Origin of the sequence: Microlunatus capsulatus (assembly GCF_017876495.1) — a bacterium.
Classification (GTDB): Bacteria; Actinomycetota; Actinomycetes; order Propionibacteriales; family Propionibacteriaceae; genus Microlunatus; species Microlunatus capsulatus.
In genome coordinates this window covers 2,175,379-2,194,914 of record NZ_JAGIOB010000001.1, presented here as the reverse complement: position 1 = coordinate 2,194,914, position 19,536 = coordinate 2,175,379, and the positions used below count along the sequence as shown (strand labels likewise).

At 75.7% G+C, this 19,536-nt stretch carries 20 protein-coding genes; 8 read left to right on the top strand and 12 right to left on the bottom strand.

Features of this window, described 5'->3' with window-relative positions; translation table 11 throughout:
- Positions 1-277 precede the first annotated feature (277 nt).
- Positions 278-790: a sigma-70 family RNA polymerase sigma factor gene (locus tag JOF54_RS10125; protein ID WP_307804021.1), complete on the top strand. Its 513-nt coding sequence runs from the start codon at positions 278-280 to the stop codon at positions 788-790.
- Entirely contained in the window at positions 787-1,470 is a 684-nt protein-coding gene (locus tag JOF54_RS10120) for a zf-HC2 domain-containing protein (RefSeq protein WP_210055287.1), read from the top strand. Before JOF54_RS10125 ends, JOF54_RS10120 begins: the two co-directional genes overlap by 4 nt.
- Before the next feature lie 17 nt (positions 1,471-1,487).
- Here JOF54_RS10120 and JOF54_RS10115 read toward each other — a convergent pair whose 3' ends face one another.
- Positions 1,488-2,111: a response regulator gene (locus JOF54_RS10115; RefSeq protein WP_210055286.1), complete on the bottom strand. Its 624-nt coding sequence runs from the start codon at positions 2,109-2,111 to the stop codon at positions 1,488-1,490.
- A gap of 236 nt (positions 2,112-2,347) precedes the next feature.
- Between JOF54_RS10115 and JOF54_RS10110 the strand changes: the two genes are divergently transcribed.
- The 4 genes from JOF54_RS10110 to JOF54_RS10095 all read left to right on the top strand — a co-directional run bounded on the left by JOF54_RS10110 (position 2,348) and on the right by JOF54_RS10095 (position 5,593).
- Entirely contained in the window at positions 2,348-2,563 is a 216-nt protein-coding gene (locus tag JOF54_RS10110; protein WP_210055284.1) for a hypothetical protein, read from the top strand.
- A gap of 94 nt (positions 2,564-2,657) precedes the next feature.
- Entirely contained in the window at positions 2,658-3,755 is a 1,098-nt protein-coding gene (locus tag JOF54_RS10105; protein ID WP_210055281.1) for a ferredoxin reductase, read from the top strand.
- A gap of 8 nt (positions 3,756-3,763) precedes the next feature.
- Complete coding sequence (locus tag JOF54_RS10100) at positions 3,764-5,014, top strand: fatty acid desaturase family protein (RefSeq protein WP_210055279.1); 1,251 nt, start codon at positions 3,764-3,766, stop codon at positions 5,012-5,014.
- An 87-nt stretch (positions 5,015-5,101) separates the two neighbouring features.
- Positions 5,102-5,593, top strand: a complete 492-nt coding sequence (locus JOF54_RS10095) for a hypothetical protein (RefSeq protein WP_210055278.1) — start codon at positions 5,102-5,104, stop codon at positions 5,591-5,593.
- 7 nt (positions 5,594-5,600) lie between these two features.
- Here the strand turns inward: JOF54_RS10095 and JOF54_RS10090 are convergent, their stop codons facing one another.
- From JOF54_RS10090 to JOF54_RS10075, 4 genes are read right to left on the bottom strand one after another with little or no spacing between them, the layout of a single operon-like run.
- Positions 5,601-6,482 (bottom strand): LLM class flavin-dependent oxidoreductase, encoded by an 882-nt coding sequence (locus JOF54_RS10090; protein ID WP_210055276.1) that lies wholly within the window; start codon positions 6,480-6,482, stop codon positions 5,601-5,603.
- The gene (locus JOF54_RS10085; protein WP_210055274.1) at positions 6,475-6,972 is read right to left on the bottom strand and encodes a hemerythrin domain-containing protein; all 498 of its coding nucleotides are present in this window, start codon (positions 6,970-6,972) and stop codon (positions 6,475-6,477) included. The genes JOF54_RS10090 and JOF54_RS10085 overlap by 8 nt, the downstream gene beginning before the upstream one ends.
- Positions 6,969-7,544, bottom strand: a complete 576-nt coding sequence (locus JOF54_RS10080) for a DinB family protein (RefSeq protein ID WP_210055272.1) — start codon at positions 7,542-7,544, stop codon at positions 6,969-6,971. Before JOF54_RS10080 ends, JOF54_RS10085 begins: the two co-directional genes overlap by 4 nt.
- Before the next feature lie 32 nt (positions 7,545-7,576).
- Positions 7,577-8,584 carry a TerC/Alx family metal homeostasis membrane protein gene (locus JOF54_RS10075; protein ID WP_210055270.1) on the bottom strand — a complete coding sequence of 336 codons (1,008 nt, stop codon included), beginning with the start codon at positions 8,582-8,584 and terminating at the stop codon, positions 7,577-7,579.
- Positions 8,585-8,807: 223 nt separating this feature from the next.
- Between JOF54_RS10075 and JOF54_RS10070 the strand changes: the two genes are divergently transcribed.
- Complete coding sequence (locus JOF54_RS10070) at positions 8,808-9,938, top strand: winged helix DNA-binding domain-containing protein (RefSeq protein WP_307804019.1); 1,131 nt, start codon at positions 8,808-8,810, stop codon at positions 9,936-9,938.
- A 188-nt stretch (positions 9,939-10,126) separates the two neighbouring features.
- Here the strand turns inward: JOF54_RS10070 and JOF54_RS10065 are convergent, their stop codons facing one another.
- From JOF54_RS10065 to JOF54_RS10050, 4 genes are all read right to left on the bottom strand, one after another.
- Positions 10,127-12,634, bottom strand: a complete 2,508-nt coding sequence (locus JOF54_RS10065; protein WP_210055266.1) for an ATP-dependent DNA ligase — start codon at positions 12,632-12,634, stop codon at positions 10,127-10,129.
- 314 nt (positions 12,635-12,948) lie between these two features.
- Positions 12,949-13,677 carry a CPBP family intramembrane glutamic endopeptidase gene (locus tag JOF54_RS10060; protein ID WP_210055264.1) on the bottom strand — a complete coding sequence of 243 codons (729 nt, stop codon included), beginning with the start codon at positions 13,675-13,677 and terminating at the stop codon, positions 12,949-12,951.
- A complete protein-coding gene (locus tag JOF54_RS10055; protein WP_210055262.1) occupies positions 13,674-14,639 on the bottom strand; it encodes an NAD(P)H-binding protein in 966 nt (321 codons plus the stop codon). The genes JOF54_RS10060 and JOF54_RS10055 overlap by 4 nt, the downstream gene beginning before the upstream one ends.
- A 159-nt stretch (positions 14,640-14,798) precedes the next feature.
- On the bottom strand, positions 14,799-15,707 hold the full coding sequence (locus JOF54_RS10050) for a diacylglycerol/lipid kinase family protein (RefSeq protein ID WP_210055260.1): 909 nt from the start codon (positions 15,705-15,707) through the stop codon (positions 14,799-14,801).
- A 176-nt stretch (positions 15,708-15,883) separates the two neighbouring features.
- On the opposite strand from JOF54_RS10050, the gene JOF54_RS10045 reads away from it, so the two are divergent.
- Positions 15,884-16,696, top strand: a complete 813-nt coding sequence (locus tag JOF54_RS10045) for an SDR family oxidoreductase (protein ID WP_210055258.1) — start codon at positions 15,884-15,886, stop codon at positions 16,694-16,696.
- Positions 16,697-16,721: 25 nt separating this feature from the next.
- On the opposite strand, the gene JOF54_RS10040 is transcribed toward JOF54_RS10045, so the two are convergent.
- From JOF54_RS10040 to panB, 3 genes are read right to left on the bottom strand one after another with little or no spacing between them, the layout of a single operon-like run.
- Positions 16,722-17,675 (bottom strand): hypothetical protein, encoded by a 954-nt coding sequence (locus JOF54_RS10040; protein WP_210055256.1) that lies wholly within the window; start codon positions 17,673-17,675, stop codon positions 16,722-16,724.
- A 28-nt stretch (positions 17,676-17,703) separates the two neighbouring features.
- Positions 17,704-18,591 carry a pantoate--beta-alanine ligase gene (gene panC, locus JOF54_RS10035; RefSeq protein ID WP_210055254.1) on the bottom strand — a complete coding sequence of 296 codons (888 nt, stop codon included), beginning with the start codon at positions 18,589-18,591 and terminating at the stop codon, positions 17,704-17,706.
- The gene (gene panB, locus JOF54_RS10030) at positions 18,588-19,496 is read right to left on the bottom strand and encodes a 3-methyl-2-oxobutanoate hydroxymethyltransferase (RefSeq protein WP_210055252.1); all 909 of its coding nucleotides are present in this window, start codon (positions 19,494-19,496) and stop codon (positions 18,588-18,590) included. Before panB ends, panC begins: the two co-directional genes overlap by 4 nt.
- Between the last annotated feature and the right edge of the window lie 40 nt (positions 19,497-19,536).

The window sequence follows — 19,536 nt, the reverse complement described above, 5'->3', positions numbered from 1 at the left end:
GCCGGTGCACGTGGAGTGCTCCCACCCTAGGCAACGACGGCCCGCCCGGCCGCCCCGCGCGGACGGCTGTGACCCATCCGTGACCTGCTGGGCGGGCCGTCCCCCCTGGTCAGGACGGTTCTCGGGCCGACGGCGACGGACCGCACTTTTGTGCGCGACGCCGCGGCCGCCGCCCCGGGTGAACCTCGGGACCGTCGCCCTCGTCCCGACCGGTGCGAGGATGACGGCGCCCGGCCGGTGTCCGGTGCGAGCGCCGGACCGGCGGAGGGAGGGGCGCGTGGCCACCAGCCAGAAGGAGACGGCCCTCGCCGCGCTGCACGAGCGGCACGGGGCCGAGCTCTGGCGCTTCGCCCTGCGCCTGACCCACGACCGGCAGGTGGCCGAGGACGTCGTCCAGGAGGTCCTGCTCCGGGCCTGGAAGGACCCCCAGCTGGGCGAGCGGGCCGAGCCGGCCGCGCGGGCCTGGCTGTTCACCGCCACCCGCAACCTCGTCATCGACCGCTGGCGCAGCGCCGCCTCGCGGCACGAGCTCCGCACCGAGCTGCCGCCGGACCGGTCCGTCGAGGACGCCACCAGCCAGGTGCTGGACCGGTGGCTGGTCGCCGAGGCGCTGGGGTCGCTGTCGCCCGAGCACCGGGCCGTCATCGCCGCCGCCTACTTCGAGGGCTGCACGGTGGCCGACATCGCGGCCCGGCTGCGGATCCCGGCGGGCACCGTCAAGTCCCGGCTGCACTACGGGCTGCGCAGCCTGCGGCTCGTCCTGCAGGAGAAGGGGGTCACCCGCTCATGACCACGCCGGAGCCGACCGGCGGTGACCGGTACGCCGACTGGGACGCCGCCTACGTGCTGGGCGCCCTCGCCCCGGCCGAGCGCGCCGAGTTCGAGGCGCACCTGGCCGGCTGCGCCCGCTGCCGCTCAGCGGTCAGCGAGATCGCCGGCCTGCCGGGCCTGCTGTCCCAGGTGGGGCCCGAGGACGCCGCCCGGCTCACCGACCCGGCGCCCGCCGCGACGCCGCCCGAGACGCTGCTGCCGGCGGTCCTCGCGACCGCGCGCCGCCAGCGGCGGCAGCTGCGGACCCGGCTGCTGGCCGTCGCGGCCGGCCTGGTCCTGGTGCTCGGGGGGTTCCTGCTCGGCCAGCGCGGCGGGGCCGACCCCGTCAGCCGCTGGGTCGCCTTCGAGCCGCAGGAGGCGACCGGGATCACCGCCGTCGTCGAGCTGGTGCCGGTCGCGGACGGCACCGAGGTCTCGGTGCAGTGCCAGGACGCGAGCGGCGCCGAGGCCGGCAGCCACCTCGCGGTCGTGGTGGCCGACCGCGCCGGCGGGCGGGGCACCGTCAAGGACTGGGAGGTGAAGGCCGGCAAGGTCAACCGGCCTTCTGGTCACACCCGGCTGACCGTCGCCGAGATCGCGGCGGTCGAGATCCGCGACGTCGGCACCGGCGACCTGGTGCTGCGGGCGCCGGTGGGCTGAGCGGACGGGCGACCGCCTCAGCGGCGGGCGCCGCCGAGGCCCAGGCCCTGGAAGATCGCGTCGAGCTGGCCGCGGACGGCCGAGGTGCTCTGCTGGGTGGCGTCGGCGATCTGGGCGTTGCTGGCCCCGCCCAGCGCGCCGGCCACGACCGCGTGCTGCTGGGCGCTGAGGGTCACGGCCCGGCGCTCGACGAGGGACTCCACGAGGGGCTCCAGCACCTCCACCGGCTCGGGGGCGAACAGCGAGCCGCCGCCGGCGACGGTGCGGATGCCGTCCAGCAGGGTGTCGCCGCCGAGCTCTTTGATGAGGTAGCCCGACGCGCCGGCCAGCCGGGCGGCGACGTGCGCCTCCTGCTCGCTGTGGGAGGTGAGCAGCACGCACCGCACCTGCGGGTGGCGGTCGCGGACCTCGCGGCAGACGGCCATCCCGCTGCCCTCGCGCAGCCGGGCGTCCAGCACCGCGACGACGGGCTCGGTCGCGGCGATGCCCGCGAGCGCCTCCTCGACCTCGCCGGCGCTGCCGACGACCGTCATCTGCGGGTCGGTGTTGATGTAGTCGGTGAGGGCGTCCCGGACCATCGCGTGGTCGTCGAGCACGAACACCGTGATCTGCCCCGCCGTGCGGCGCGCGCCGTCGTCCATGGTCCTGCGTCCCCCGATCCCCGGCGCCCCGCGCCGTGCCCGTCCGGACCCCCCGGTCCGTCCGCTCGTCCTCCCCCGCGCACCGCCCCGAGCGGTGCCGCACCCGTCGGCCCCGACGGCTCCGGCCGGGCCGGAGGACGTGCTCAGGGTAGCGGGGCGGACCGGTGGTGCGGGCGGGTTCGTGACCGCGCCGTGACCGCCCGTGCGTCCGCGGGGCCGACGGGTAGCGTCGGGGCATGAGCAACTGGTTCAAGGACAAGATCGACGCGGTCACCGGCTCCGACGACGACGGCGAGGGCTCCGGCGGCGGTCAGGTCTCCTCGGGACCGAACTCCTTCGAGAACAGCGAGACCTCCGTCGGCGGCGCCGACTCCGTCCCCGGCACCCCCGACGCCACCCCCTCGGCCGACCTCGGGGAGAAGGACGTCGAGCGCGCCGACGGCGCCTCCTGACCCCCGTCACGGCGCCGCGAGTTCCCGGCGGCGCCGTGAGGATCGTCATACCTACGGTCTCGTAAGTTACGGTTCCGTAGGTTAGCCTGGGAGCATGAGCTCGTTCCTCCTGGCGCCGTCGGCGCGGCCCCTCCGCGGGGTCGTCCGCGCCCTCCGCGAGCTGGCCGGGTCCGCCGTGACCCCGCTGGTGCCCGCGGACTACCTCGACCTCGTCTCGCCGTTGCGCCGGGGCGCCGACCTGCGCGGACGGGTGGTGGCCCTGGAGCCCGAGACCGCCGACGCCGTCACCGTCCGGATCCGCCCGGGCCGCTCCTGGCGCCCGCACCGCGCCGGCCAGTACATCCGCCTCGGCGTGGACGTCGACGGCGTCCGCCAGTGGCGCGCCTACTCGCTGACCTCGCTCCGCCGGGCCGCGGACGGGCTGCTCTCGGTCACCGTCAAGGCCATCCCGGGCGGGAAGGTCAGCAACCACGTCGTCCGCGCGCTGCGGCCCGGCACGCTCGTGCACCTGGACCAGGCGGCGGGGGGGTTCGTGCTGCCGGAGGTGCTGCCGGCCGCGACGCTGTTCGTGACCGCCGGCAGCGGCATCACCCCCGTCATGGGCATGCTCCGCAACCACCTGGACGAGCTGGCCGACGTCGTCGTCCTGCACTCCGCCCCCACCGCCCAGGACGTCGTCTTCGGCCCCGAGCTGCGGGCCTGGGCGGCGCAGGGCCGGCTGCGGCTGGTCGAGCGGCACACGGCCGCCGAGGGCGTGCTGACCCCGGCCGAGCTGGACGCCGTCGTGCCCGACTGGCGCGAGCGGCACACCTGGGCGTGCGGCCCCACCGGCCTGCTGGACGCCTTCGAGGAGCACTTCGACGGCGCCGGCCTGGGCCACCGCCTGCACACCGAGCGCTTCCGCCCCGTCGTCATCGCCGCGGGCGAGGGCGGCACCCTGAGCTTCGCCCGCCAGGGGAGCGTGGTGGAGGCCGACGGCGCCACGCCGATCCTCGACGCCGGGGAGGACGCCGGCGTGCTCATGCCGTCCGGTTGCCGGATGGGCATCTGCTTCGGCTGCGTCGTCCCCCTGACCTCCGGTGCCGTGCGCGACCTGCGCAACGGCGAGCTCGTCACCGCCGGCGAGGGCGACGACGTCCGCATCCAGACCTGCGTGTCGGCCGCCGCCGGCCCCTGCACGATCGACCTCTGAGGACTGCCATGACCGCGACCGCCACGCCCCCCGCCGCCGCCGCGCCCCGCGCGCGCTCGAGCCGGCTGGACACCACGACGACCGAGCGGCACCACGTGCCGAAGCGCTCCGGCAAGCCCGACCCGACGGCACACCTGTCCGCCGCCCAGGTCGAGGCGCTGGGCCGCGAGCTGGACGCGCTGCGCCAGGAGGTCCTGGACTCGCGCGGCAGCGCCGACGCCGCCTACATCCGCAAGGTGATCAAGGTGCAGCGGACGCTGGACCTCAGCAGCCGCGTCGTCCTGCTGTTCTCCCTGTTCCCGCCGGCCTGGGTGGCCGGCACGATCGGCCTCTCGGTGGCCAAGATCCTCGAGAACATGGAGATCGGCCACAACGTCATGCACGGCCAGTGGGACTGGATGCGCGACCCGAAGATCCACTCGCAGGTCTACGAGTGGGACCACGCCTCGCCCTCGGCCCAGTGGAAGCGCTCGCACAACGAGATCCACCACACCTTCACCAACGTGCTCGGCCGGGACAACGACCTCGGCTACGGCATCATGCGGGTGGACGAGGACCAGAAGTGGCACCCCTCCTACGTGGGCCAGCCGCTGTGGAACTTCATCAACGCCTGCATCTTCGAGTACGGGATCGCCGCCTACGACCTCGAGCTGGGCAAGCAGCTGAAGGGCCGCGGCGAGGACCCCGAGCGGTTCCGCGCCGACGCCAAGAAGGTGCTGGCCAAGATCGGCCGGCAGATGCGCAAGGACTACGTCGTCCACCCGCTGCTGTCCGGGCCGTCGGTCCTGCACACCCTCGCGGCCAACGTGACGGCGAACCTCGTCCGCAACCTGTGGACGCACTCGGTGATCATGTGCGGGCACTTCCCCGAGGGCGTCGAGACCTTCGCCAAGGAGTCGATCGACGGCGAGACCCGCGGCGAGTGGTACCTGCGCCAGATGATCGGCTCGGCCAACATCGTCGGCAGCAAGGCGATGCACGTGATGACGGGCAACCTGTCCCACCAGATCGAGCACCACTGCTTCCCGGACCTCCCGAGCAACCGCTACGCCGAGATCGCGCCGCGGGTGCAGGAGATCACCGCCCGCTACGGGCTCAGCTACACCACGGGCTCGCTGCCCCGCCAGGTCGGCTCGGCGTGGAAGCAGGTCATCAAGCTCTCGCTGCCCAACGACTTCTCCCTCGGCGGTGCGGCCCGGGCCGGCGCGGGCCGGCTGCTCGGCCGGCTCCGGCGTCGGCCGGCGGCCGTCGCGGCCTGACCGCCGACGCGGCCCCGGGTCGCCGCCCGGGGTGACCTGCGCCACAGACACCCGTCGTAAGGTGGGCTCCGACGCAAAGGAGCGCGCATGCACCTAGGGATCAAGGACGGCGGCGACGGGGTGCCCTGCTGGAACCGCCAGGCGGTGACGGCGCACGTCGACGAGGTGAACCGCCGCGAGCAGCAGGTGGCCGAGCGGAACCCGGACGTGGTGGTGCTGCCCGGGCGGCTGGTCTGCTACGGCTGCGAGGTCATGGAGTTCGACTACGGCATCAAGTGCACCGCCTCGCTGACCCGGACCCGCTACGTCGTCGACGGCGAGATCGAGCCCCGGGCCGAGGACGCCGTCGGCTCGCTGCTCGAGGTCGAGGGCCTGCGCAACCGGGCCCCGGCCGAGCTGCACGAGCAGGTGCGGGCGAAGGAGAAGGCCAGCGCGGGTGTCGCGGCCTCCTCCGGGGCCGGGCCGGCCGCTCCGCCCCCGCCCGGTGCGGGTGCCCCCACCCCGCCGACGACGCTGCCGCCCCACCCCGGCCGCGACGACTCCCGCCGCGGCGGGCTGCGCGGGCTCTTCGGCCGCTGAGGCGCGGTCAGCCCCGCACCAGCGGGGCGACCTCACCGCCCAGGAAGCCGAGCCAGCCGTCCAGGTCGGGTTCGCCCCCGACCGGCTGGAACACCACCGACGTGGCCCCGGCGTCGGCGAACGCCCGGACCTCCGCGGCCACCCGGGCCGCGTCGCCGGCGACGCCGATGCCCCGGCCGGGCTCGCCGCCCCACAGCGGCACCTCGGCGTCCACGCGCTGCTGCGCGTCGGCACCGGTGGCGACGATGACGGTGGCCACCAGCGGGTGCCCCGCGCCGCGGGTGCGGGCGAGCAGTGCCCCGACGTCGGCCACCTGCTCGACGGTCAGCGCCGCGGCGAGCAGGGTGCCGTCGCCCAGCTCGGCGGTGAGCTCCAGCGAGCGGGGCCCGGAGCCGCCGAGCATCAGCGGGGGCGGCGGGGCCGGCGGCCAGTCGAGGGCGACGTCGTCCAGCTGCACGTAGCGACCCTCGACGCTCACCCGCTCCCCGGCCAGCAGGGCGCGCAGCGCCGTGGCGTACTCGCGCAGCAGCGTCAGCGGCGAGGCGGGCCGGACGCCCACCTGCGCCATCCACGCCTGCACGCCGTGCCCGACGCCGGGCACCAGCCGGCCCGGGAACATCCGCTCCAGGGTGGCCAGCTCCATGGCCGTCAGCGCGACGTTGCGCAGCGGGACGGGCAGCAGGCCGATGCCGACCCGCAGCCGGGTGGTCCAGGCCAGGGCGGCCGCCGCGGAGGCGACACCGCTCTGCTTGAAGCAGTCCTCCCAGACCCAGAGCTCGTCGAGGCCGACGGCCTCGACGGCGGGAGCCAGCGTGCGCAGCCGCTCCGGGGCCAGGGTGGGGACGAAGGCGAGGCCCAGCTGCGGGGCCGGACGGTCGGTGTCAGCCATGGGGCTCATCCTGGACCCCGCCGCTGACGTCCCAGGCCGGCGGTGCCGCCGGGAAGGGCCGGCCCTCCAGCACGGCGAGCACCTTCCGCTCCTCGAAGCGGAAGTGCGACTCCAGGATCGCGGCCAGGCCGTCCAGGTGCTGGCGGAAGCGCAGCAGCTCCTGGTCGTCGGGCTCGGCCGGCAGGGCCTGCACCGCTGCGGTCAGGTCGCGGAGCAGGAAGCCGATGAGGTTGTGGTCGTGCTGCAGCTGGTCGACGGCGGCGGCCAGCGCGGGGTCGGCCGCCACCACCTGGGGGAAGAGCTCGGCGTCCTCGCCGCGGTGGTGCCGGGAGACGGCGGCGCAGAAGGTCAGGCAGTGCGCGCCCAGCGACCCGTCGCGGCCCGGGTGGCTGCTGTCCCGGAGCCCGCGCAGGGTGGCCCGGAGCTCGTCGTGGACGGCGACGAGGCGGCGGCCGAGCGACGCGCGCGGGTCCTCCGGGGTGCTCGTCACGCCGGTCCGGCCTCCTCGGCCACCGCTTCGAGCCGGCGGCGGTGGGCGGCCCACTCCGCCGGTGTGCGCGCGGAGAGGTTCCCGCGGTCGTCGCCGGCGCGGCCGTCCAGCAGCTCGCGGAGCACGTCCGCGTGGCCCGCGTGGTGAGCGGTCTCGACGACGAGGTGGACCAGCACCTGGTGCAGCGTCACGTCCTGCCGTCCCGGCCCCCACCACGGGACCACGCCGGGGGCGTCGAGGTCCAGCGCCGCGATGGTGGCGTCGGCGTGCGCGGCCGCGGCGTGGTGCAGGGCGACGACGTCGGCCCGGCTCTCCTGCGGCGCGGCCCACAGGTCGGCGTCGGGTTCGGCGTCGTCGTCGAGCCAGGGCAGCGGGATGCCCGAGGGCCGGTCGAAGACCTCGCCGAGGTAGCCCAGCTCGACGCTGGCCACGTGCTTGACCAGGCCCAGCAGGTTGGTGCCGGTGGGCGTGCCCGGCCAGCGCACCTGCCGCTCCGACAGCCCGTCGAGGCGGCCGAGCAGTCCGCGTCGTTCCTCGGCGAGGTAGCGCTGCAGCACCGCCTTGGGATCCATCCTCGACAGGCTAGGGCGTCCCCGCCCCGACGTCACCGGTCGGCGTGGTCCTTCGTGCTGCCGGTCAGCTTGAGCGAGCCGGGGTGCGCGTGCGCCGTCGGGTCGTTGCGCGTCTTGACCAGGCTGGCGACCACGGTGACCGCCAGGACCACGAGGATGACCGCGAGGCTGACCAGGGTCGGGATCTCCGGCACCGCCGGGCTGATGTCGACGTGCAGCCAGTGCAGGATCAGCTTGACGCCGATGAAGGCGAGGATGATCGACAGGCCGGTGGAGAGGTAGACCAGGCGGTCGAGCAGGCCCTTGACCAGGAAGAACAGCGCCCGCAGGCCCAGCAGGGCGAAGGCGTTGGCCGTGAAGACGATGAAGGCCTCGCTGGTGATCCCGAAGACGGCGGGGATGGAGTCCAGGGCGAAGAGCAGGTCGATGCTGCCGATGGCGATGAGGACGAGGAACAGCGGGGTGACCATCCGGCGGCCGGCCGTCCTGACGGTGAGCTTGCCCTCGACGTAGTCGTCGGTGACGGGCAGGAACCGCCGGGCGGCCTTGACCACGGCGTTGTCCTCGATGTCGGGGTCCTCGTCGCGGTGCCGGAACAGCTGGACCGCGGTGAAGATCAGCAGCAGGCCGAAGAGCAGGAAGACGACCGAGAAGGCGTTGAGCAGGGCGGCGCCGGCGGCGATGAAGATCGCCCGCATGATCAGCGCCAGCACGATGCCGAACGTCAGCACCTTGTGCTGGTGCTTCTCCGGCACCGCGAACGTCGTCATGATGATCACGAAGACGAAGAGGTTGTCGACCGAGAGGCTCTTCTCGACGAGGTAGCCGGTGAAGTACTGGGTGCCGAAGTCCCCGCCGTAGGCGGCGGTGAACCAGACGCCGAAGCCGACGGCGACGGCGATGTAGAACACCGACTGCGCGGCGGCCTCCTTGAAGCCGACCTTGTGCGGTCGCAGGGCGGCGAGCAGGAGGTCGGCGGCGAGGAGGACGACCACCAGCGCGATCGTCACCCCCCACACCAACGGGCTGATCTCGAGCATGGGGGTCCTCGTCTGGGTCGTGTCGTGGCGACAGGGTCCGGCGCGGCCGGCGAGGTCTCCAGTGTGGCCGGTCGCGCACGACCGACCGGCCGTTCTCAGCACCTCCGGGCTGCTTCCTCGGCAACTTCTTGGGGAGGGCGGGGCCGGCCGGTGGCGGGCTGTCAGCGGTCGGTGGTGCCATGGCCTCGAGCCGTCGACGGCGACGGCAGGACGGAGGACACCCGTGGACCGGCAGGAAGCGCTCGCCCGGCGGATCGCGGCGCAGCAGCTCGACCGGGCGCCCGCACCGCGCCCGCTCACCGACGCCGCGGTGCTCGACCTCGGCGTCCAGGACACCGGCCGGGACGGCGCCAGCTGGGCGCTGGCCAACCGCGGGGTGCCGGTCGCCTCGCCGGCCGCGCTCGCCGAGGCGCCCGAGCTGGCCCTGGCCTGGACGCTGCGCGGGGCGCCGCACCACTACCGCCGGGCCGACCTGCCCGACATCGCCGTCGCCACCTCGCCGTTCAGCGACGCCGACGCGGCCAAGCGCGTGGTCGGGGCGGCTGCGCCGCTGGCCGCGGTGGGCACGGGCCCGCGCGAGGGCCTGGCCGAGGTGGCGGCCGCGCTGCGCGCGGTGGTCGAGGAGCCGCTGGTCAAGGGCGAGGCGTCGGGTCGGCTCGGCGCCCTGCTGCCGGAGCAGCACCTGCGCGACTGCGTCCCCTGCGGCACCCGGCACGTCTGGGAGATCCCCTTCCGGCTCGGCGCGCTGTACGCCGGCCTCGAGCTGGTACCGGGCACCTCGCCGCCGGTGCTGCGCCGGGTCCCGGACTGGCCCCGCACCACCTGGGGACCCGCCGAGGACCCGGACGGCGCCCCGGCCCGGCTCCAGGTGGTCCGGGCCTACCTGCGGCTGCTGGGCCCGGCCACGCCCGCCGACGTCGCGGGCTTCCTCGACAGCACCGCGACGGAGGTGAAGCGGCACTGGCCGGCCGACGCCGTCGAGGTCGTCGTCGAGGGGCGGCGGGCCTGGCAGCTGCCCGACGAGGACGGCCGCGCTCCCGCGGCGGCCCCGGACGACCTCGTCCGGCTGCTCGGGCCCTTCGACCTGCTGCTGCAGGGCCGCGACCGCACGCTGCTGGTGCCCGACCGCGACCGGCACAGGGCGCTGTGGCCGACGCTGGGCCGACCGGGCGCGGTGCTGGTGGGGACGGAGGTCGCCGGCACCTGGCGGCCGCGGGCCTCGGGGCGCACCCTCGCCGTCCGGCTGGACCCGTGGCGGCCGCTCGCGCCCGCCGTCCGGGCGCTGGTCGAGGAGGAGGCCGAGCGGCTGGCCGCCCACCGCGGGGTGCGGCTGAGCGGGCTCGAGGAGGGCTGACCGCAGGACCGGCTGACCGGGGCCGACGTCACGAAGGCCGTCACCCAGCCTCCGCCCTGGTTCTGCAGACGCCGTGGCCCCGGGAACCCGCTGAGGGCCCCCGAGCGTCCACTGCGTCTGCGTTCTCAGGGTCCGCCCTCGACGACCACGGCCGGGGCCGCCGCCCCGGCCTGGCGAGGAGGTGCCCCTCAGCCGGCCGACAGCTCCCACGTCACGGCGGCCGGGTCCTTGTCCGGGCGCAGCCCGCGCCAGACGGGGTGCCGCATCCGGCCGGGCCCGGTCAGCTCGCCGTAGCTGACCTCGGCCACGAGCTGCGGCTCCACCCAGGAGGCGTCCCGGGCGTCCTCGCGGGGGACGTCGCTGAAGGGGCTGTCCCGGCGGGCCAGCGGGGCCAGCGCGGCCTGCAGCTCGTCCAGCGCGCGGTCGGCGAGCCCGGAGCCCACCCGGCCCACGTAGTGCAGGCCGTCGGCGGTGGGCACGCCCATCAGCAGCGAGCCGATCCCGCCGGCGCGCCGGCCCTGGCCGGGGCGCCAGCCGCCGACGACCACCTCCTGGGTCTTCGCGTGCTTGATCTTGCGCCAGGCGTCGCCGCGGCCGCCGGGCTGGTAGCGCGCGCTGCGGCGCTTGGCCACGACGCCCTCCAGGCCCAGCGCCCGGCTGGTGTCCATCGCCGCCTGCAGGTCGCCCTCGAAGACCGGCGGGACCTGCAGCCGGGAGCCCGGCCCCGGCTGGACGAGCTCCTCGAGGACGGCGCGCCGCTCGTCGTAGGGGAGGTCGAGCAGCGACTGCCCGTCCAGCTCCAGGACGTCGAAGAGCATCAGCCGGGCCGGGTGGGTGGCCGAGAGCCGCTGGATGTCGGCGGCGCGGGTGAGGTTGATCCGGGCCTGCAGCAGGCCGAAGCTCGGCCGGCCCTCGGGGTCCAGCACGACGACCTCGCCGTCGAGGACGGCGCTGCGGGCGGGGACCGCGGTGAGGGCTTGAGCCACGTCGGCGTAGGCGGCGGTGTCGTCGCGGCCGCGCCGGCTCCGCAGCTCCACCCGCCCGTCGGCCAGGTAGGCCAGCACCCGGACGCCGTCCCACTTCATCTCGAAGGCCCAGCCCTCCTCGGGGCCGAAGGAGGCCTCGGCGGTCAGCTGGGCCAGCATCGGCTCCACCCGCCCCGGGAAGCCGGAGTCCTGCACCGGCGGGGCCGGCCGGCGGCGGTCCGGGGGCGGCTCCGGGTCCGGCTCGGGCACCGGCTCGGGCTCGGGCGTCGGCTCCGCGGCGACCGGGTCGGGTGCGCCGCCCGGCAGGTCCTCGGGGTCGGTCTCCATCAGGTGCATCAGCCAGTTCTTCGCCGCCCGGCCGGGGCCGCCGGTGTGGATCAGCGCGAACTTCCGCACCCCGCCCAGCCCGCCGTCCGGGCGCCCGGTGCAGGTGACGATGACCTCTTTCCCGTCCCGCCACTTGTGCAGCCGGTAGGTGCCCGCGTCCCAGATCCGGACCTCGCCGCCGCCGTACTCCCCGCGCGGGATGCCGCCCTCGAAGGTGCCGTACTCCAGCGGGTGGTCCTCGGTCTGCACGGCCAGCCGGTTCACCTTCGGGTCGGTCGGCGGGGCCTTCGGCACCGCCCAGCTGACGAGGACGCCGTCGTGCTCCAGCCGGAAGTCGTAGTGCAGGGCGCGCGCGTGGTGCTCCTGGACGACGAAGGTGGGCGCGGCCTCGGCGGGTCGCGGGGCGGGCGGGTCGGCGGGCACCGGCTCGGGGGTCCGGCGGGCGTCGCGCATGCTCCGGTAGGTGCTCAGCCGGTCCTGCTCGGCGGCCGCCGCCCCCAGCAGCGGGGCCAGCAGGTCGCCGTCGGCCGCGATCCGCTCCAGCACCTCGGCGTGCTCGAGCTGGCGCAGGTCGGGGTCCTCCAGCTCGGCCCAGGTCCGCGGGGCGGCGACCGTCGGGTGCGCCCGGCCGCGGAGGGAGTAGGGCGAGATCGTCGTCTTGTTGCCGTTGTTCTGGCTCCAGTCCAGGAACACCTTGCCGGCGCGCTCGGAGCGCTTCATCGAGCTGATCACCCGGTCGGGCTGCTCGGCCTCCAGGGCCAGCGCGAGCTCGCGGGCCAGCGTCGTCGCCTGATCCGGGGTGAGGTCGCCGTCCAGCGGCGCGTAGAGGTGCAGGCCCTTGCTGCCGCTGGTCACCGGGACCGGGTCGTGGCCGATGCCCCGCAGCACCTCCCGCGCCTGCCGGGCCACCTCGGCGCAGTCGGCCAGCGTCACGCCCTCGCCGGGGTCGAGGTCCAGCACCAGCCGGTCGGGGTTCCGCGGCGCGCCGTCCTCGGCGAAGCGCCACTGCGGCACGTGGATCTCCAGGGCGGCGAGCTGGGCCAGCCAGGTCAGCGTGGCCAGGTCGTCGACGACGGGGTAGTCGTTGTCGTGGTCCCGGTGCCGGATCGTGAAGCGGCGCACCCAGTCCGGGGTGCCGGCGCCCAGGTCCTTGGCGAAGAACACCGTCCCGGGCCGCACGTCGTCGCCCACGCCGTCGGGCCAGCGCTTGCGGGTGGCGGGGCGCTGCCGCAGGTGCGGCAGCAGCACCGCGCCCACCCGGGCGTAGTAGTCGAGCACCTCGCCCTTGGTGGTGCCGGTCGCCGGGTAGAGCACCTTGTCCAGGTTCGTCAGCCGGACGCTGCGGCCCTCGACGTCGACGACCTGCTCCTGCGCGGGGCTCATGGGGCCAGTATCGCGGGGCCACCCGCCGTCGCGCCCGAGCCCCGGGCCGCGCCGCCGGGACCGGGTCGGCGCGCCGGGGGAGATCCTGCGCCGATCCTGGGGCGACCCTGCGCCCGGACCCGCCCCGGCCCTGAGGTGGGCCGGGCATCGTTCTCGGTGTCGGGGGAACAGCCCGGGCGCCGGACCACCATCGGGGGATGGGGAGGCGGCCCGGGAACCGCAGCCGCCGTCCCGGTGGCTCGTTCGGGGGAGCGAGCGCCGGGGCGGCCCTGTGCGTCCGCGGAGGGCCTGACGGCGTCCGCGGGACGAGGGGGTCAGCCGCCGGGGAAGATCTGCGGCAGCACCAGCAGCATCGTCGTCGACCACGTGATGTGGGTGAGGATCGGCGCCAGCACCCCGCCGCCCGCCCGCCGCTGCAGCCCGACGACGACGCCGAGGACCACGGCCGCGAACACCAGCACCGGGTTGCCGCCGGCCACGGTGGCCAGGGCGTAGACGACCGTCGAGATCAGCACGGGGCGGCGGCGGCCGATCGCGGCGAACAGCGCCCCGCGGAAGAACAGCTCCTCCGCGATGCCGTTGACCAGGGTGATGACCAGCAGCAGCGGCAGGCTGCCGGCGCGCGCGTAGCCCAGCACGCTCTCGGCGAAGGCGGCCAGCGGCGGGATCTCGCGCATCACCAGGGCGCCCACCACGAACACCGCGGCCAGCGCGAGCCCCACCAGCACGGGGGTGACGACCGGCCGTCGCAGCGCGCCGAGGATCTGGATGTGGCCCAGGTGCAGCGGTCCGGAGACGAAGCTGCCGACCGCCCAGGTGGCCGCCAGCCCGAAGGTGAGCGCGTAGAAGACGGGGTCGCCCTGCTCGGTGGCGAACGACAGGCCCAGCAGGGTGGCGCCGACGACGAGGGTGACGGCGACGACGACCCGGCGGTGCCGGAACGCCCGGTCGGTCTGCTGGTGGTCGCGCTCCACCTTGTCCACGAGGATCGGGCGGACGACGCCGAGCGCGCGGCCGACCAGGCGGGTGCGCGCCCCGGTCATGCGGTGGGGGAGCGCTCGTCCTGGACCCGGTCGGCCGGCCGGGCGGTCGGCTTCTCGTCGTCCTCGCCGAGCGCCGCCGCGCGCTGCGCGTAGGCGGCCTCGACCGCGGCGGTGTAGTCCATCGGCTCACCGGGGACGACCTCGCGGATGCTCTGCTCGTGCACGACGACCTCGTTGCTCATCGAGTCGATGAGGTTCCGCGCCGTCTCGGTGTCCACGTCGGTGACGAAGGCCAGCCAGTGCGAGGACAGCCGGGGGGTGAGCAGCGGCACGGTGACCATCGGCAGCGTCCGGCCGTGGTGCAGCCGCGCGACCCGCTGCATCATCTCGGCGTAGGTGAGCACCTCGGTGCCGCCGATCTCGAAGGTGCGGCCCCTCGCCTCCGCGGGCTCCAGCACCCCGACGAGGTAGCGCACCACGTCGGCGAGGGCGATGGGCTGCGTGCGGGTCGTCGCCCAGCGCGGGACGACCATGGCCGGGAGATGGGCGACCAGCTGGCGGGTGATCTCCCAGGAGATGCCGCCGTGGCCGATGACGATGGCCGCCCGCAGCACGGTCACCGGCACGCCGTCCTCGCCGAGCAGCGTCTCGACCTGGCGGCGCGAGCGGAGGTGGTCGGAGAGGTCCTGGTCCTCCCGGCCGAGGCCGCCGAGGTAGACGATCCGCTCGACGCCGGCCTGCGCGGCGGCGGCGCTGAAGTGCCGGGCGGCCTCCGCGTCCTTCGCGACGAAGTCCTCGCTGTCGAGGGAGTGCACCAGGTAGTAGGCGACGTCGACGCCGGCCATCACCCGGTCCAGGCTCGCGCGGTCGGCGACGTCGGCCTGCACGGGCTCGCCGGCGCCCGTGTAGCGCTCGGGGTGCCGGGTCATCGCGCGGACCCGGTGGCCCGCCTCGACGAGGGCGGTGGCGAGGTGCGACCCGACGAACCCGGAGGCGCCGGTGACGAGCACGGTGGAACCCATGGGGGCCTCCTGGGGCCTGGGGACGGACGCCGCGAGCCTACGCCGCGGGCACGACGGCCGGTCGGGCCGAGCCGTCGCCCAGGGTTCCCCCGACCGCGGGCCCCGAGATGCAGGCCGAGGGGATGCCGGGCCGGGCGGCGCCCCCCGGCCCGGCGGCGCTCAGGGGACGCAGACGGTCAGCGCGCCGCGGCGGACCTCGGCGACGAGCCGGCGGCCCTCGCCGACGACGTCGCCGTCGAGCTGGTAGGCCTCGGCGCGGCGCAGCGTCAGCTCCACCCGGCCGCCCTGCCAGGAGTCCACCTGGTCGTCGCGCTGGCCGCGCCGGGTGATGACCCGCAGCGCGAGCTTGAGCCAGTGGCTGACCCGCAGCGGGGAGGCGACGTAGACGTCGAGCCGGCCGTCGTCGGCCTGCGCGTCGGGCATCAGCACCAGGCCGCCGGGCAGCTTCCCGACGTTCCCGATGAGGCAGGTCATGGCCCGGCGGCGGTGCCGGCGGCCGCCGTCGACGCTGACCTCCATGGGGATCGGCAGCCGGCCGAGCGCCTTCCCGGCGGCGACGAAGTAGGCGGCCGGGCCGACCTTCTTCTTCAGGGCCGGGTCGACCTCGTCCATGATCGTGGCGTCCACCCCGACGCCGGCCATCACGGCGAAGTGCTCCTCGGGCCCGCCGTCGACCGCGAGGGCGACGAGGTCGATCGCGCGGGTGCGGCCGGCGAGGGCCACCTCGAGGGCGCCCGCCTCCTCCAGCGGCAGGTCGAGGTTGCGCGCCAGCAGGTTGCCGGTGCCCGCCGGGATCACCGCCATCGTGGTGCCGGAGCCCGCCATCGCGTCGGCGACGACGCGGATCGTGCCGTCGCCGCCTGCGGCCAGCACGACGTCGACGCCGGCCGCCAGCGCCTCCCGGGTCATCCCGCGGCCCGGGTCGTCCTCGCTGGTCTCGAGCCACAGCGGCGGGGCCCAGCCCACGGCCTCCGTGCGCTCGGTGACCAGGGCGCGGAACCCGTCGGAGACCTTGGTCGGGTTGCAGACCACGGCGCAGCGGGTGGCGTCGCTCGAGACGTCGGGCATCGGGTCCTCCAGGGATCGGCCGGGACGGTCCCGGCGCACAGCGGCACCCGGGGGCTCCGGGTGCCGGGTCCCATCCTCCCAGGTCCGGGGCCTCTTCTCTCCACCCCGACGGGTGTGACCGGCCCGCCGGCGGGTACCGGGGGGAGCACAGACCACCCCCGTCCGAGGAGAGCACCGTGCCGTTCGACCCCCGTCAGTTCCAGCCCTCGCGCGCCGTCGTCACCGCGTCCGACTCCGGCATCGGCAAGGCCACCGCGGTGGCCCTGGCCAAGGCCGGGATGGATGTCGGGATCACCTGGCACACCGACGCCGAGGGTGCCGAGGCCACCGCCGAGGAGGTCCGCTCCCACGGCCGCCAGGCCTACGTCGCCCGGCTCGACACCACCGACCTCGCCTCCTGCGCCGCCGTCGTCGACGGCCTGGTCGAGCAGCTGGGCGGGCTCGACGTCTTCGTCAACAACGCCGGCACCGGCGACGGCACCGCGTTCCTCGAGCTGGACCTCGACACCTGGCGCCAGACGCTGGCCACCGACCTCGACGGCGCCTTCGTCTGCCTGCAGGCCGCGGCGAAGCACCTGGTCCGCCAGGGTCGCGGCGGCCGGCTGATCGCGGTGACCAGCGTCCACGAGCACCAGCCCCGCGTCGGCTCCAGCGCCTACGACGCGGCCAAGCACGGCCTCGGCGGGCTGGTGAAGACGATCGCGCTGGAGCTCGGTGCGCAGGGCATCACCGCGAACGCCGTCGCACCGGGGGAGATCGCCACCCCGATGACCGGCCAGACCGACGAGGACCCGACGCAGACCGAGCGCCCGGGCGTGCCGCTGGGGCGGCCCGGCCACGCCTACGAGATCGCCGACGTCGTCGCCTTCCTGGCCTCGCCGCAGTCCAGCTACGTGACCGGCGCCTCCTGGGTGGTCGACGGCGGGATGCTGCAGATGGGGCCGCAGGCCGGCTCGCACCTCACCAGCCAGGACTGGCGCGAGGCCTGAGCCCCGCCGCCGGCCCCCGGGCCGGTCAGCCCCCGAGCGCGGCCCGGGCGTCGTCCCGGGCCCGCTCGGCCTCCTCCGCCGCCCGGGTCGCCGCCTGGTGCGCCCGGCGGGCGGACCGGGCCTCGCCGCGGGCCGCGGCCTCGTCCGCCTCCACCCGGGCCAGCTCGGCCTGCAGCTCCTCGACGCGGTCGGCCAGCGCGTCGGCCCGGGCCGTCGTCTCCTCCGCCGCCCGCTCGGCCTCCACCAGCGCCGCAGCGGCCTGCTCCCAGGCGCTCTCGGCCTCGGTCGCCCGCGCGCGGCGGGCCGCCTCCTCCGGGTCGGCCTCGGGCTCCGGCTCGGGCTCGGGCTCGGGGTCAGCCTCGGGCTCGGGCTCGGGCTCGGGCTCGGGCTCGGGGTCAGGCTCGGGCTCGGGCTCGGCGTCGGGCTCCGGCGCCGCCGCGACCTCCGGCTCCGGGTCGGGCGCCGCGGCGGCCGGCAGGGAGGCAGCCATCGCCGCGAGCCGGTCGGTCGAGCCGAAGCCGGCGTAGCTGACGGCGGTGGTCAGCCGTCCGCGCCGCAGCTGCTCGGCGGTGCCCGGGTCGCCCAGCGCGGACTGGAGGCTCTGCCCGACCTCCTGCAGCGCGCTCTCGGCGGCGGCGTAGCCCGCCTCGGTGCCGCGCCGGACGGCGTCGCGGGCCAGCCGGTCGACCAGCGTCCGGCGCTCGGCCGACAGCCGGCGCAGGTCGGGTCCGGAGCCCCGGCGCTGGGCGTCCTCCAGCTGGCCGGCCAGGGCCAGCAGCGCCTCGACGCCCGCGGCGTCGTCGCGGGCCAGCCGGTTCAGCAGCCACGCGGTGCGGGTCGGCCGGCGCAGCGCGCCGATCTCCTTGGCCAGCGGGCGGTCGCGGGCCGCGCGGGCCTGCGCCACCAGCGCGGTGCGGCGCTCGACGAAGTCGTCGGGCGAGCCCGCGTACAGCTCCTCGGCGGCGTCGTCGAGGTCCACGGGGCGGCGTCCGGCGGTCGGCGGGGCGTCAGACCGCCCGGTCGACCGTCTCCTGCTCGGGCAGCGGGGCGGGCAGCTCCAGCAGCGCGTTGTCGATCAGCCGGGTCGAGCCGACCTTCGCGGCCACCAGCATGCGCACCGGACCGGTGTGGTCGTCGGGGACCTCGGCGAACGTCGTCGGGTGCACCAGGACGGCGTAGTCGAGCTCGAAGTCGGGCTCGAACTGCACGCGGTCCAGCACCTCGTTGGCCGCGACCTTCGCGGCGGGCACGCTGTCGGCCGCCGCGGCCCGGCGCAGCGCCGTGGAGAGGCTCGTGGCCAGCGCCCGCTCGCCCGCGGAGAGGAAGACGTTCCGGCTGGACAGCGCCAGGCCGTCGGCCTCGCGGACGGTCGGGGCGCCGACCACCTCGACGTCCATGTTGAGGTCGGTGACCATCCGCTGGATGACCGTCAGCTGCTGGGCGTCCTTCTGCCCGAAGAACGACAGGGCGGGCCGGACGACGTGGAAGAGCTTGGCCACCACGGTGAGCACGCCGTCGAAGTGGCCGGGCCGGGAGCGGCCCTCGAGCACCGTCCCCATCGTGCCGGCGTGCACGGTGACCTGGCGGCCGGCGGGGTACAGCTCGGCCACCGTCGGGACCAGGACGAGGTCGACGCCCTCCTCCGCGCAGACGGCGAGGTCGTCCTCCAGGGGGCGGGGGTAGCGGGCGTAGTCCTCGCCCGGCCCGAACTGCAGCGGGTTGACGAAGATGCTGACGACGACGGCGTCACCGCTGGCGCGGGCCAGCCGGATCAGCTCGCGGTGGCCGGCGTGCAGGGCGCCCATGGTGGCGACGAAGGCGACGCGCCGGTGGCCGGCGGCGTCGAGGTCGGCGCGGGCGGTGGCGAAGTCGGCGAGGGAGTGGGCGACGATCACGAGAGAGCTCCTGGCGCACCCGGGACGGGTGGCGGGCCGGCCGGGGCCGGGTCGGACGGGTGGGACGGGACGGCGGGGGACGGGGTGTCGGCGAAGGTGTGCGCCGCGGTCGGGAACGTGCCCTCGGCGACGTCGGCCACGTAGGCCGCGGCGGCGGTCGAGATGACCGAGGCGAGGTCGGCGTACTGCTTGACGAAGCGCGTCACCTTGCCCTGCCGCAGTCCCAGCATGTCCTGCCACACCAAGACCTGGGCGTCGCAGGACGGGCCGGCGCCGATCCCGACGGTCGGGATGGGCAGCTCGGCGGTCACCCGCGCGGCGAGGTCGCCGGGCACCATCTCCAGCACGACGGCGAAGGCGCCGGCCTCGGCGACGGCGTGCGCGTCCTCCAGCAGCCGGGCGGCGCTGTCGCCGCGGCCCTGCACGCGGTAGCCGCCCAGCTGGTGCTCGCTCTGCGGGGTGAAGCCGATGTGGCCCATCACGGGGATGCCGGCGCCGGTGACCTTGGCCACCTGCTCGGCGACCCGGACCCCGCCCTCGAACTTCACCGCGTGGCAGCCGCCCTCCTTCATGAAGCGGATGGCGGTCTGCAGGGCCTGGCCGGGACCGGCCTCGTAGGAGCCGAAGGGCAGGTCGCCGACGACGAAGGCCCGCCGGGTGGAGCGGACGACGGCGCGCACCAGCGGCAGCAGCTCGTCGACGGTGACCGGCAGCGTCGAGTCGTAGCCGTAGACGTTGTTGGCGGCGGAGTCGCCGACGAGCAGGCTCCACACCCCGGCCTCGTCGAACAGGCCGGCGGTGTACTGGTCGTAGCTGGTGAGCATCGCCCAGCGCCGGCCCTCGCGCTTGGCGGTGGCGAAGTCGGTGACCCGGAAACGACGTGGCGCCGCGCTCGGCTCAGTCACTGGCTCGACCCTCGTATCTCTCTCGTCCCTGGTCCGGTCA